The 13,616-nt window shown below is 63.5% G+C and carries 13 protein-coding genes and 3 tRNA genes; 2 read left to right on the forward strand and 14 right to left on the reverse strand.

The annotated features are described in order from the left end of the window. Positions 1-90: 90 nt before the first annotated feature. The 13 genes from rpoB to M673_RS13405 all read right to left on the reverse strand — a co-directional run bounded on the left by rpoB (position 91) and on the right by M673_RS13405 (position 11,553). Positions 91-4,242, reverse strand: coding sequence for a DNA-directed RNA polymerase subunit beta (gene rpoB / locus M673_RS13345; RefSeq protein ID WP_061976502.1), 4,152 nt, complete (start codon positions 4,240-4,242; stop codon positions 91-93). 262 nt (positions 4,243-4,504) lie between these two features. Further along, positions 4,505-4,879, reverse strand: coding sequence for a 50S ribosomal protein L7/L12 (gene rplL, locus M673_RS13350; RefSeq protein WP_061976503.1), 375 nt, complete (start codon positions 4,877-4,879; stop codon positions 4,505-4,507). Positions 4,880-4,930: 51 nt separating this feature from the next. Beyond that, a complete protein-coding gene (rplJ, locus tag M673_RS13355; RefSeq protein WP_061976504.1) occupies positions 4,931-5,449 on the reverse strand; it encodes a 50S ribosomal protein L10 in 519 nt (172 codons plus the stop codon). 358 nt (positions 5,450-5,807) lie between these two features. Continuing rightward, positions 5,808-6,509 (reverse strand): 50S ribosomal protein L1, encoded by a 702-nt coding sequence (gene rplA, locus M673_RS13360; RefSeq protein ID WP_061976505.1) that lies wholly within the window; start codon positions 6,507-6,509, stop codon positions 5,808-5,810. Between the two features lie 4 nt (positions 6,510-6,513). Beyond that, the gene (rplK, locus tag M673_RS13365; protein WP_061976506.1) at positions 6,514-6,942 is read right to left on the reverse strand and encodes a 50S ribosomal protein L11; all 429 of its coding nucleotides are present in this window, start codon (positions 6,940-6,942) and stop codon (positions 6,514-6,516) included. 143 nt (positions 6,943-7,085) lie between these two features. Continuing rightward, a complete protein-coding gene (gene nusG, locus M673_RS13370) occupies positions 7,086-7,616 on the reverse strand; it encodes a transcription termination/antitermination protein NusG (RefSeq protein ID WP_061976507.1) in 531 nt (176 codons plus the stop codon). A 22-nt stretch (positions 7,617-7,638) separates the two neighbouring features. Continuing rightward, positions 7,639-7,839, reverse strand: a complete 201-nt coding sequence (secE, locus tag M673_RS13375) for a preprotein translocase subunit SecE (RefSeq protein WP_061976508.1) — start codon at positions 7,837-7,839, stop codon at positions 7,639-7,641. A 130-nt stretch (positions 7,840-7,969) separates the two neighbouring features. Continuing rightward, positions 7,970-8,045, reverse strand: a tRNA-Trp gene (locus tag M673_RS13380). Positions 8,046-8,098: 53 nt separating this feature from the next. Next, positions 8,099-8,956: a hypothetical protein gene (locus tag M673_RS13385; RefSeq protein WP_061976509.1), complete on the reverse strand. Its 858-nt coding sequence runs from the start codon at positions 8,954-8,956 to the stop codon at positions 8,099-8,101. Between the two features lie 5 nt (positions 8,957-8,961). Beyond that, entirely contained in the window at positions 8,962-9,660 is a 699-nt protein-coding gene (locus tag M673_RS13390) for a hypothetical protein (protein WP_061976510.1), read from the reverse strand. A gap of 243 nt (positions 9,661-9,903) precedes the next feature. After that, a complete protein-coding gene (tuf, locus tag M673_RS13395; RefSeq protein WP_061976498.1) occupies positions 9,904-11,079 on the reverse strand; it encodes an elongation factor Tu in 1,176 nt (391 codons plus the stop codon). A gap of 291 nt (positions 11,080-11,370) precedes the next feature. After that, a tRNA-Gly gene (locus M673_RS13400) sits at positions 11,371-11,444 on the reverse strand. 24 nt (positions 11,445-11,468) lie between these two features. Then, positions 11,469-11,553, reverse strand: a tRNA-Tyr gene (locus tag M673_RS13405). Positions 11,554-11,812: 259 nt separating this feature from the next. Between M673_RS13405 and M673_RS13410 the strand changes: the two genes are divergently transcribed. Further along, positions 11,813-12,679 (forward strand): TrmH family RNA methyltransferase, encoded by an 867-nt coding sequence (locus tag M673_RS13410; protein WP_061976511.1) that lies wholly within the window; start codon positions 11,813-11,815, stop codon positions 12,677-12,679. 9 nt (positions 12,680-12,688) lie between these two features. Here M673_RS13410 and M673_RS13415 read toward each other — a convergent pair whose 3' ends face one another. Further along, positions 12,689-12,895 carry a hypothetical protein gene (locus tag M673_RS13415; RefSeq protein ID WP_061976512.1) on the reverse strand — a complete coding sequence of 69 codons (207 nt, stop codon included), beginning with the start codon at positions 12,893-12,895 and terminating at the stop codon, positions 12,689-12,691. Positions 12,896-13,070: 175 nt separating this feature from the next. Between M673_RS13415 and M673_RS13420 the strand changes: the two genes are divergently transcribed. Beyond that, positions 13,071-13,610, forward strand: a complete 540-nt coding sequence (locus M673_RS13420; RefSeq protein WP_061976513.1) for a TRAP transporter small permease subunit — start codon at positions 13,071-13,073, stop codon at positions 13,608-13,610. The last annotated feature ends 6 nt before the right edge of the window (positions 13,611-13,616 follow it).

A 13,616-nucleotide genomic window follows, 5' to 3' on the forward strand; every position in this document is an offset into this window, starting at 1 on the left:
CGGCGCCAAGATCTATCCGCAAAGACCGATCGGCGCCCCCGCATGTGGGCGCCGATCCTTGGCCGCACAAGGCGGCGTTTGCGAGGCGGCTTACTCGGCCGCGTCGGGAAGCCGCTCGTCGGGCGTCCCGGAATAGGGCAGTTCGACCACCGTGTTGGCCAGATCGACGTCGAGGCCGAGCGAGCGCATTTCCTTGACGAGAACGTTGAAGCTCTCGGGAATGCCGGACTCGAAGGCGTCGTCGCCGCGCACGATCGACTCGTAGACCTTGGTGCGGCCCGCCACGTCGTCCGACTTCACGGTCAGCATTTCCTGCAGCGTGTAGGCGGCACCATAAGCTTCCAGCGCCCAGACCTCCATTTCGCCGAAGCGCTGGCCGCCGAACTGCGCCTTGCCACCGAGCGGCTGCTGGGTGACCAGCGAGTACGGGCCGATCGAACGGGCGTGGATCTTGTCGTCCACGAGGTGGTGCAGCTTCAGCATGTAGATGTAGCCCACGGTGACCTGACGGTCGAAGGGCTCGCCCGTACGGCCGTCATGCAGCGTGACCTGACCCGAACCGTTGAGCCCGGCCTTTTCGAGCATCTCCACGATGTCGCGCTCGTTGGCACCGTCGAAGACGGGCGTGGCGATCGAGACCCCCTTGCGCAGTTGCTTGGCGAGCGTGACGACGGATTCCTCGTCGTATTGCTGCACCTTTTCGTTGCGCTCGCTGTCGCCCATCAGTTCCGCGATCTCGTTGCGCAAAGGGGTGACGTCGTGGGTCTGCTGGTAGGCTTCGAGAAGCTCACCGATCTGCTTGCCCATGCCGGCGCAGGCCCAGCCGAGATGCGTTTCGAGGATCTGACCGACATTCATGCGCGAGGGCACGCCCAGCGGGTTCAAGACGATGTCGACATGCGTGCCGTCGGCGGTGAAGGGCATGTCCTCCACCGGAACGATGCGCGAGACGACGCCCTTATTGCCGTGACGGCCGGCCATCTTGTCGCCCGGCTGAATCTTGCGCTTGACGGCGACGAAGACCTTCACCTGCTTCATGACGCCCGGAGGCAGCTCGTCACCGCGCTGCACCTTCTCGACCTTGTCCATGAAACGCTGCTCCAGCGTCTTCTTGGACTCGTCGTAGACACTGCGAAGCCCTTCGAGCTCGGCCTGGACGCGCTCGTCCTCGACCGCGAACATCCACCACTGCGAGCGGGGATACTCGTTCATGACATCGGGCGAGACCTGCGTCCCCTTGCGGAAGCCGCGCGGGCCGGCGACCGCCGCCTGCCCGTCCAGCATCTCGACCAGACGACCGTAGACGTTGCGATCCAAGATCGCCTGCTCGTCGTCGCGATCCTTGGCGAGGCGTTCGATTTCCTCGCGCTCGATCGCCATCGCGCGCTCGTCCTTCTCCACGCCGTGGCGGTTGAAGACGCGCACTTCCACGACCGTGCCGTAGGTGCCGGGAGGCATGCGGTTCGACGTGTCGCGAACGTCCGAGGCCTTCTCACCGAAGATGGCGCGCAGAAGCTTCTCTTCCGGCGTCATCGGGCTTTCGCCCTTCGGCGTGATCTTGCCGACGAGGATATCGCCCGGCTGCACTTCGGCGCCGATATAGACGATGCCGGCTTCGTCGAGGTTCTTCAGCGCTTCTTCCGAAACGTTCGGAATGTCGCGCGTGATTTCCTCGGGGCCGAGCTTGGTGTCGCGCGCCATGACCTCGAACTCCTCGATATGGATCGAGGTGAAGACGTCGTCGGCGACGATGCGCTCGGACAGAAGGATGGAGTCCTCGTAGTTGTAGCCGTTCCACGGCATGAACGCGACGAGCACGTTCCGGCCCAGGGCGAGATCGCCGAGATCGGTGGACGGGCCGTCCGCGATGATGTCGCCGCGATTGACCCGGTCGCCCATCTTCACCAGCGGGCGCTGGTTGATGCAGGTCGACTGATTGGAGCGCTGGTACTTCATCAGACGGTAGATATCGACGCCGGACCGGCCGCCCTCGAGATCTTCCGTCGCGCGGATGACGATACGCGTCGCGTCGACCTGATCGACCACGCCGCCCCGACGGGCCGCGATGGCCGCCCCGGAGTCGCGTGCCACGACGGCTTCCATGCCCGTGCCGACGAACGGCGCTTCGGCGCGCACCAGCGGCACGGCCTGACGCTGCATGTTCGAGCCCATGAGTGCACGGTTCGCGTCGTCGTTCTCAAGGAACGGGATGAGCGCGGCCGCAACCGACACGAGCTGCTTGGGACTCACGTCCATCAGGTCGACATTTTCGCGCGGCGTAATGATCACGTCGCCGGCATGACGGCAGATGACGATCTCTTCGGCAAAGCGCATGTCGTCGGTCAGCACGGCGTTCGCCTGGGCGACGTGGTGCTTGGACTCTTCCATGGCAGAGAGGTAGACGACCTCCTTCGTCACCACCCCGTCCACGACGCGGCGATACGGGCTCTCGATGAAGCCGTACTTGTTGACGCGGGCGAAGGTCGCGAGCGAGTTGATCAGGCCGATATTCGGGCCTTCCGGCGTTTCGATCGGGCAGATACGGCCATAGTGCGTCGGGTGCACGTCGCGGACTTCGAAGCCGGCGCGCTCACGGGTCAGACCGCCGGGGCCGAGCGCCGAAAGACGACGCTTGTGCGTGATCTCGGAGAGCGGGTTGGTCTGGTCCATGAACTGCGACAGCTGGGACGAGCCGAAAAACTCGCGCACGGCTGCGGCCGCCGGCTTGGCGTTGATCAGGTCCTGCGGCATGACCGTGTCGATCTCGACCGAGCTCATGCGCTCCTTGATCGCGCGCTCCATGCGCAGCAGGCCGACGCGATACTGATTTTCCATCAGCTCGCCCACCGAACGCACGCGGCGATTACCGAGATTGTCGATGTCGTCGATCTCGCCCTTGCCGTCGCGAAGGTCCACGAGCGTGCGCACCACCGCAAGGATGTCTTCCTTGCGGAGCACGCGCACCGTGTCCTCGGCCGCCACGTCGAGGCGCATGTTCATCTTCACGCGGCCGACCGCGGAAAGGTCGTAGCGCTCGGAATCGAAGAACAGCGACTGGAACATGGCCTCGGCCGTGTCCATCGTCGGGGGCTCGCCCGGGCGCATGACGCGGTAGATGTCGAACAGCGCGTCCTGGCGGTTCTCGTTCTTGTCGGCCGCCAGCGTGTTGCGGATGTAGCCGCCGACCGTGACATGGTCGATGTCGAGAACCGAGATCTCCTCGTGCCCTGCGTCGAGCAGAACCTTCAGCGTCTTCTCGTCGATCTCGTCGCCGGCTTCGAGATAGATCTCGCCCGTTCCGTAGTTGACGATGTCCTCGGCCAGATAGTTGCCGTAGAGGTCTTCCTCGGTCGCCCGCAGGGCAACGACGCCCCGCTCCTTCATCTGGCGAGCCTGGCGCGCGGTGACCTTCTTTCCGGCTTCCACCAGCACTTCGCCCGAGTCCGCATCGACGAGGTCGGTCAGCGTCTTCTGGCCGCGCACGCGCTCGACCGAGAACGGGATCCGCCAGCCCTGCTTGCCCTTCTCGAACTTCACCACATTGTAGAAGGTCGAGAGGATTTCCTCGCCGTCCATACCGAGCGCCATGAGAAGCGACGTCACGGGAATCTTGCGGCGACGGTCGATGCGCGCGAACACGATGTCCTTGGCGTCGAACTCGATGTCGAGCCAGGACCCGCGATAGGGGATCACGCGCGCGGCGAAGAGCAGCTTGCCCGACGAGTGCGACTTGCCCTTGTCATGGTCGAAGAAGACGCCCGGCGAGCGGTGCATCTGCGAAACGATCACGCGCTCGGTGCCGTTGACGATGAACGTGCCGTTCATGGTCATCAGCGGCATGTCGCCCATGTAGACGTCCTGCTCCTTGATGTCCTTGATGGACTTGGAGCCGGTATCCTCGTCGACATCGAACACGATGAGGCGCAGCGTCACCTTCAGCGGCGCGGCATAGGTCAGGTCGCGCTGACGGCACTCGTCGACGTCGAACTTCGGCTGCTCGAACTCGTACTTGACGAATTCCAGCATCGAATGGCCGGCGAAGTCGGAAATCGGGAAGACGGAGCGGAAGACGGCCTGGAGCCCCTCTTCGGGGCGTCCGCCCTCGGGCTCGTCCACCATGAGGAATTGATCGTAGGAGGCCTTCTGAACCTCGATCAGGTTGGGCATTTCGGCGACTTCGGGGATCGACCCGAAAAACTTGCGTACGCGCCTGCGACCGCTAAACGTCGTCGTCTGAGACATCGTCGCTCCTTGCTCTCGTCAGTGCCCTTGACCGAAGGGCTGAACTCTTCTGTCCTCCCGCCGGGGAGGAACGCCTGTCGCGGTGGGCCCGCCGCGCGGCGTCAGACATGGGGGACTGCCGGCCAGTCCAGGTCTCCGGAGGGCCGAGGCGGCCTTCGGGAGACATGCACCGTGCGGCACGGGATGCCGCGAGCACGGAAGGCGGAACGGCAAAATGCCGCCCCGCCCGCCAGTTTTATCAGCAAGACGCCAAGTGGCGGTCTTACTTGACGTCGACCTTCGCGCCAGCCTTCTCGAGCTGGTCCTTGATCTTGGCAGCTTCGTCCTTGGAGACGGCTTCCTTGACCGGCTTCGGAGCGCCGTCGACGAGGTCCTTGGCTTCCTTGAGGCCGAGGCCCGTGATCGCACGGACTTCCTTGATGACGTTGATCTTGTTCGCGCCGGCTTCGGCGAGGATCACGTCGAACTCGGTCTTCTCTTCCACTTCGGCAACCGGGCCAGCGCCACCGGCGGCGGCAACGGCGACAGGAGCGGCGGCGGAGACGCCCCACTTCTCTTCGAGCATCTTCGAGAGCTCGGCGGCCTCGAGGACGGTCAGGCTCGACAGGTCATCAACGATCTTGGCGAGATCAGCCATGGGTGTATTCCTTTATGGTTCGAATGTTCTGAATGCAGCGAGGAACAAGCCTCACGCCGCCTCGTCCTTCTTGGCATAGGCCGCGAAAACGCGCGCGAGCTGAGCCGCGGGCGCTGCAACGACGGCTGCGATGCGGGTCGCCGGCGTCTGGATCATGCCCAGCAGCTTTCCGCGCAGTTCGTCGAGCGACGGAAGGGCGGCCAAAGCCTTGACCCCTTCCGCATCGAGGGCCGTGGTGCCCATCGCACCGCCGAGGATCACGAGCTTGTCGTTGCCCTTGGCGAAGTCGTTGGCCACCTTCGGAGCCGCGATCGGATCGGCGGAGTATGCGATCAGGGTCTGACCCTGAAACAATCCGTCGATCTTCTCGGCATCCGTGCCTTGAAGAGCGATTTGGGCGAGACGGTTCTTCGCGACTTTGACGGTTCCACCCTGCGCACGCATCTTCGTACGAAGATCGTTCATCTGCGCGACGGTGAGACCGGCATAGCGAGCCACCACGATCGAGCCGGAAGCCTTGAAGGCTCCGTTCAGCTCGGTGACGAACTCGCGCTTTTCCGCTCTGTCCACTGCCACTCTCCAGTTGGACCCTACCCTTGCAGGCAAGGTCCGGTTGCCGTTTGCCGTTCGGCGAACCGAACGACGCTCGAGGATCCTGTCCCCTTGGCTTCCCTGGATCCGCATGGGAACCGTAGACAACACAAGGCATTCAGAGGTTCGAACCGAAGGTCTTGGCCGGAGCCAACGAATTCGGATCTTTCCCCGTCTCATGCAGGCCGGAGGATTAAGACAGGCCGGACAAGTCCGAACCGTCGCCCGCAATCTTGGACAGGAAGCAAGGCCCGGGGGCCTTGCCCATCCGAACCGCCGAAGCGGTTCGAGATTCAGATGGAAGCCCCGATATGACTCAAGGGACTTCCGATTTCAATCATGCGCTCGGACGAACCGTGGCGGGATCGATCTTGATGCCGGGGCCCATGGTCGAGGAGACCGCGATGCGCTGGACATAGTTGCCCTTGGCGCCCGAGGGCTTCGCCTTGGTAACCGCGTCCGCGAACGCGCGGATGTTCTCGAGCAGGGCGTCGGAGCCGAACGAGGCCTTGCCGATGCCGGCGTGCACGATGCCTGCCTTCTCGACACGGAACTCGACCGCACCGCCCTTCGACGCCTTGACGGCGGCGGCGACGTCCATGGTCACGGTGCCAACGCGCGGGTTCGGCATCAGGCCGCGCGGGCCAAGAACCTTACCGAGACGGCCGACGAGGCCCATCATGTCCGGGGTCGCGATGGCGCGATCGAAGTCGATCTGGCCACCCTGGACCTGCTCGACGAGATCTTCCGCACCAACGATGTCGGCGCCGGCGGCGCGCGCTTCGTCGGCCTTGGCGCCGCGCGCGAAGACCGCGACGCGGACCGTGCGGCCCGTGCCGTTCGGCAGGTTGACGACGCCGCGGACCATCTGGTCGGCGTGACGGGGATCGACGCCGAGATTCATGGCGACTTCGATCGTCTCGTCGAACTTGGCGGTGGCGCGCTCCTTCAGGAGCGTGATCGCCTCGGCGAGATCATAGAGCTTCTCGCGGTCGATGCCCTCGCGGGCCTTCGCAGTGCGCTTTGCAATCTTGGCCATCGGTTCAGCCCACCACTTCCAGACCCATGGAACGCGCGGAGCCCATGACCATCGCCATGGCGGCATCGACGTCGTTCGCGTTCAAATCCTTCATCTTCTTCTCGGCGATCTCGCGGACCTGAGCCTGCGTGACCGAGCCAGCCTTGACCTTGCCGGGCTCCTTCGAGCCGCTGGTCAGGCCCGCCGCCTTCTTGAGGAAGAAGCTCACCGGAGCCGTCTTCATCACGAAGGTGAAGGACTTGTCGACGAAGTAGGTGATCACCACCGGAACCGGCGACCCCTTCTCCATCTCCTGGGTCTGCGCGTTGAACGCCTTGCAGAATTCCATGATGTTGATGCCGCGCTGGCCGAGGGCGGGACCGATCGGGGGCGACGGGGTCGCCGAACCGGCCTTGACCTGCAGCTTGAGCTGGCCTGCTACTTTCTTAGCCATAAGCTTCTGCCTTTTCGTTGCGCCGGAGAACCGGCCTTTGAACCCTCAGGCCCAGTGCAGATGTGCGGTTCGGATCTTGACGCGCCGGCTCAGCCTGCCTCACCTTCCGCACGTTTGGACCCTCGCTTGGAGGGCCCTTGCGATCAGATCTTTTCGACCTGACCGAATTCGAGATCCACTGGCGTCGCACGGCCGAAGATCGAAACTTCGACCTTGAGGCGGGACCGCTCGTGATCGACTTCCTGAACCACGCCGTTGAACGAGGCAAAAGGACCGTCCGAAACCCGGATCTGTTCGCCGACATCGTAGGAGACCGACGACTTCGGGCGCTCGACACCTTCCTGAACCTGGCTCAGGATATGAGTGGCTTCGGCTTCCGAGATCGGAACCGGCCGATTGTCCGGCCCAAGGAAACCCGTGACCTTCGGCGTGTTCTTGATGAGCGAGAACACCTGATCGGTCAGCTCGGCCTTCACCAGGACGTAGCCCGGGAAGAACTTGCGCTCGGAATCGACCTTCCTGCCGCGACGCACTTCCGTCACCTTTTCGGTCGGAACGAGGATCTTCTCGAACTTGTCCGAAAGCCCCTTCTGACGCGCCTGTTCCTCGATGGATTCGGCGACCTTCTTCTCGAAGTTCGAATAGGCGTGGACGATGTACCAGCGAGCGGCCATGAAATTCCTGCGATAAAGTCTTTTAGCGCCCGGCGCTCATAACGGCGCCGACACCATATCCGATCGCCTGATCGGCGACGAAAAGAAAGGTCGCGGCGAACGCGACCATGACGAAAACCATCACGGTCGAAATCATCGTTTCGCGGCGCGTCGGCCAAGTCACCTTGGAGACTTCGGTCCGCACCTGCTGCAGAAACGTGAAAGGATTTGTCTTAGTGGCCATGCACCGCTCACGGCAGAAGGCGCGAAAAGCTGGCTAGCCAGCCCTGCGCGCCGCGCGTCTGTTAAAAACTACATAAACCGACCCGAAGCGATTCACAAGGGGCTCTAGGTCAATTCGTGGAAAAGGAAACTGGCAGGGGCAGCAGGGCTCGAACCTGCGACCTGCGGTTTTGGAGACCGCCGCTCTACCAACTGAGCTATACCCCTGCGGGCGCTATCGCGGATTTCCGAATAGCCAGATCGTCGGTGATTTGCAAGCCCTATTGCTGCGCCTTGCTCTCGGCCAGCTTGGCCTTGCGCGTTTTCGGCTTCAACCGGCGCAGGAGCATGTCGAAGCGCCTTTGCGGCCGGGTCAGCTTCAAAAGATCGTCGATCGCGAGATTGGCCCCTTCCAGCCGCTCCGCCAGGACCTCCGCCGCGACATTCGACACCTCGCCCGCAGAGAACTGCGGGAAGCGGCGTGTGACCGCGCCCAGGAGATCATCCGCCACCGCGCCGGTCGTCCCCAAGCGACCAGAGCGCAGCAGGAGGCGCAGCACGATCTGCTCGAAGGTCCAGTCATGGTCGGCGAAGAGCTTCCACTTGGCGCTGCGCCGCGCGGTGAATCCGGCCAGAATCACACGCGAGTTCGGCGCGGCCTCCAAGAGGAAGAGCGCGAGCGCAAACCCGCTGGTCGCCAGATGCGTTGGCGGATAGAAGCCCGCGAGATCGGGGGCGAGATCGAGATGGCCGACCGGCTCGAAGATGCCGAACTCGGCAGGCGCGCTGAAACGCTCACTCTCCCCTGCCCTCAAATTGCAGATGCCATGGAAGCGTGGCGATCGCACGAGGCGAACGACATCGGCCACCTCGCGGCGATAGACGATATTGGCCCCCGCCGGACCGGACCGCGCGACAAGCAAGGACGGCCCGTCGAAGGGCCGATCCAGAACCTTGTAGACCTTATTGAAGAAGACGAAGAGCGCGTCGTCGCCATAGCGCTGGCGCAGCTCGTCGATATCGACCGCGTCGCTATTGGCGACCAGAAGGATCGTCGCAAACCTCCCGAAGAACGCGGGCCAGCTTGCCGCCGCCCGCTCTTCGCCCGCCAGTGGGAAACCCGCGCTCTCGCCCGCCATGCCGCTCAGGCCTTCGGCGCGCGCTGCGTGACGCTCAGCATGCGCTCGCGCATGGCGAACCATTCCTCGGCATAGTCGTCATCGCGGTATTCGTCGAAGTAAGGGCCGCCATCGGTGAAGTGAACGTTCTTGGCGGCGGGGTCGTGCTCGTATTCATTGACCAGCCAGTTCCAGCTCGCCGGCAGCTCGCCGATCTCGCTGTCGCTTTCCAGCCATTTGAACTGGTGCAATTCGAGGCCCGTGGCGGTGTTGACGAAGTCCGGCGTCAGGGCGCGGCAACGCGCATTGTTGAAGAGCATGACGCTCGACCAGTTCTTCTTCTCGTACTTGGTCTGCACCTGGCCGAGGAACTTGGTCTCGACCTTGGGCTGGTAGTCGTGCTTGACGCACATGACGGCGGCATTCTCGTCGCGCAGCGCCCAGAGTTCGGCGATGTCCGCGCGCATCAGCATGTCGCAGTCCATGAACAGGCTCCAGCCCTCGTAGCCGCTGAGATAGGGCACGAGAAAGCGCGAAAAGGAGAATTCGGTGGACTGGAGGGCGTTGCGCTCCCGCGTGAAGATCCCTTCCAGATGCGGCAGCACGATGGGCGAGAACAGGACGGGCATCGTCGCGTGTTCGATGATGCTCTGCGCGAGCACGTGATAGGCGACGACTTCCTTGGAGTCGAAGCCGACGAAGACGCGGGCGATCTCGGCATTCATGGCGGCATCCTTCCGTTGACGGCTGGGGCGTCGCGCGCGTCAAAGCCAGGGCGCAACCACCTCGGACCCAAGACTGCGGCGAGCGGAAACCCTGGCCCGTCAGCCGGGCTGAGTTTCCCAAGGCCTGCTCTAGTCCCCGCTCCCCTCGCCAAGCAAGCGAGAACGCTTCCAATCTTGGCAAGCGCCACAAACGAAAACGGGCCCCGAAGGACCCGCTCATGCTGTTCCAAAGGTTGGACAGACTTACTCGACGATGCTGGCGACGATACCGGCGCCGACGGTGCGGCCGCCTTCGCGGATGGCGAAGCGCAGCTTCTCTTCCATGGCGATCGGAACGATCAGCTTGACGTCCATCGTCACGTTGTCGCCCGGCATCACCATCTCGGTGCCCTCGGGAAGCGTCACCACGCCCGTCACGTCCGTCGTGCGGAAGTAGAACTGCGGACGGTAGTTGGTGAAGAACGGCGTGTGGCGGCCGCCCTCTTCCTTGGTCAGGATGTAGGCCTCGGCCATGAAGCGCGTGTGCGGCTTCACCGAACCCGGCTTGCAAAGAACCTGACCGCGCTCCACGCCCTCGCGATCCACGCCGCGAACCAGCGCGCCGATGTTGTCGCCCGCCTGGCCCTGGTCCAGAAGCTTGCGGAACATCTCGACGCCCGTCACCGTCGTCTTCTTGGTGTCGCGGATGCCGACGATCTCGACTTCCTCGCCCACCTTCACGATGCCGCGCTCGACGCGGCCCGTCACCACCGTGCCGCGGCCCGAGATCGAGAACACGTCTTCGATCGGCATCAGGAACGGAAGGTCGACCGGACGCTCCGGCGTCGGGATGTAGGCGTCGACTTCCTTCATCAGCGCGCGAACCGCGTTCTCGCCGATCTCCTTGTTGGAGTCTTCGAGAGCGGCCAGGGCCGAGCCCTTGACGATCGGAATGTCGTCGCCCGGGAACTCGTAGAGCGACAGAAGCTCACGCAGCTCCAGCTCGACCAGCTCGAGCAGCTCGGGATCGTCGACCTGGTCCACCTTGTTCAGGAACACCACGATCGCGGGAACGCCGACCTGACGCGCCAGCAGGATGTGCTCGCGGGTCTGCGGCATCGGGCCGTCGGCCGCCGAACACACCAGGATCGCGCCGTCCATCTGCGCCGCGCCCGTGATCATGTTCTTCACGTAGTCGGCGTGACCGGGGCAGTCGACGTGCGCGTAGTGACGGTTCTCCGTCTCGTACTCCACGTGCGCCGTCGAGATCGTGATCCCGCGCGCCTTCTCTTCCGGCGCCGCGTCGATCTGGTCGTAGGCGCGGAACTCGCCAAAATACTTCGTGATCGCAGCCGTCAGCGACGTCTTGCCATGATCGACGTGGCCGATCGTGCCAATGTTCACGTGCGGCTTGTTGCGCTCAAATTTGCTCTTGGCCATTCTTTCTACCTTGCGGAGCCTGTGAGAACCGGGCCGCGACATAACGAGTGCGATCGGGAAACACAAGCACCGGCCGAATCGCGACCCGAGGCGAAAGGTAAAAACTCCATTGAGAACGACGGCGAAAACTACGCAGAGCCGGCCCCGACGTCGGCCTTGGCGCTCAAGCGTCGGATAAACCGTGAGATCACACTTGGCGGCCGCCGTGCTTCACTGGAGACGCAACGACTGCAATCCGATCGGACAGGGCGATCGGATACGTCAGATTTATCGAAGTGGAAGAAAAGGTTCTGGAGCGGGTAGCGGGAATCGAACCCGCATATTCAGCTTGGAAGGCTGCTGCTCTACCACTGAGCTATACCCGCGTCAGAAATTCCCTGGAAAACATATGGTGGAGGGAGTTGGATTTGAACCAACGTAGGCTAAGCCAACGGATTTACAGTCCGTCCCCTTTAACCGCTCGGGCATCCCTCCATACTGCTTTCAGGGTCTGGAAGCAGGAAGCAATCGGCTGGCCGTCGCTTCGTGGGGGCCTTATGCAGCGGGTCGGCGCGCCTGTCAACACGCCATCACAAACATCCCCTATCGTTCCTGCGGCCTCTCTTTTCGGTGCCCATGGGTGGCCTTCCGCCCCGCCAAACCCGACCTTTCCTCGGGGTATCAAGGCGCCTTACCCGAGGCTTTTCGTGAAATGCCGCTATCCCTCGCTCGGCCGGATGCTCTAGAAAGCGGCATGACCGACGAGAAATATCCGACCCACACCCCCAAGGACGCGCATTACGCCAAGCTGCGGCGCGCCCATCGCGAGCGCACGCGGGGGCCCGACGCCTCCGAGCCGCACAAGAAGCCGCCCGTTCGCCCAGGCAAGTCCGGCCCGGCCGATCGTGTGCGCCTTTATGGCCTGCACACGGTCGAGGCTGCCCTGCGCAATCCCGAGCGCAAGCTCCATCGCCTCTTCGCCACGCGCAACGCGCTGAACCGACTGGAGTTGAGCGAATCGGACTTGCCCTGCCCGTTCGAACTCGTCGAGCCGCGCTTTCTCGACACGGAGCTCGGCAGCGATGCGGTTCACCAGGGCGTCATGCTGGAAGCCGATCCGCTGGGCACCAAGCGCCTGTCAGATCTTGGGGCGAGCGATCTGATTCTGGTGCTCGATCAGGTGACCGATCCGCACAATGTCGGCGCGCTTCTGCGTTCAGCCGTCGCCTTCGGCGCCGGCGCCGTCGTGACGACGAGCCGCCACTCGCCGCAGGAATCGGGCGTGCTCGCCAAATCCGCCTCCGGCGCGCTGGAGCTGATTCCCTATGTCCAGATCACCAACCTCTCGGACGCCTTGAGCGAAATCGCCTCGCTCGGCTTCCAGACGATCGGCCTCGATTCGGACGGCGAAGGCGAGTTGGAAACCTCCTTCGACGGCCAGCGAATTGCCCTTGTTCTGGGCTCGGAAGGCAAGGGCCTGCGGCAGAAGACGCGCGAGACCGTTTCAGTTCTCGCCCGCCTGGAAGTACCCGGCGCGATTCGTTCGCTCAACGTCTCCAACGCGGCGGCCGTCGCGCTCTATGCCGCGCGCCGCTTCATGACGGCCGCGCGTTCGGCCTGAATTAAACCGCTACCGGGCGGCTCGCGATCGGGCCGCCCGGTAGACATCCCCGATCGACACAAGCGAGCCGACGGGCTCCGGCTTCGCACCTTGGGAGTCCGCCTCCCCGGCGCCTCGCGCCTCCAATCGACCCAGCACCAGTCTCTCGAAGACGAGACGCCGTTCGAGCGTCTCGACCAGATGGCGCTGGCGCTCGATCCGTTTTTCCAGTCGCATGTCACTTCCACGTCAGATCCGGCCAGCCCAGCCTCTTGCGCACCCGCGCATGGGAAAAGGACTGGCTTTGTCCAGTGCTTATGTCATAGGCGAAGAGTGAACGCAGCGAGCGAGGCGCGGCGGATCGTTTCGCCTCCCGCGTGTCGCTTCGTCCTTTGCGTCGTTGGGGGAGACGATGAACGCATTTCTGCTCGTCAGTCGCGGCATAGACCGCCTTTCCGCGGGCTTCGCCGTGATCGCGGATTATCTCGTTCTCATCGCGGTTCTGGTCAGCGCCGGCAATGCGCTGCTGCGCTACACGCTGAACATCAGCACCAACGGGCTGCTCGAAGTGCAGTGGTACATGTTCGCCGCGATCGTCTTGCTGGGCGCGTCCTATACGCTGCGCATGAACGAGCATGTCCGGGTCGATCTCGTTTACTCCATGATGTCGGCGCGCGGGCGGATCCTGATCGACATCTTCGGCTTCGTGGTTCTGTTCCTGCCGGTGATCGGCTTTCTGTTCTACCTGACCTTTCCGTTCTTCTGGCGATCCTTCGTCACGGGCGAGGCGTCGATGAACGCGGGCGGGCTCATCCTCTGGCCGGCCAAGCTGACCCTGCCGCTCGGCTTCGGGCTTCTGTTCCTGCAGGGCCTGTCGGAGCTCATCAAGCGTGTGGCCGCTCTGAACGGGCTGCTGACGCTCGAGACCAAATACGAAAAGCCGCTTCAGTAATCCGGC

Origin of the sequence: Aureimonas sp. AU20 (genome assembly GCF_001442755.1) — a bacterium.
Lineage (GTDB): Bacteria > Pseudomonadota > Alphaproteobacteria > Rhizobiales > Rhizobiaceae > Aureimonas.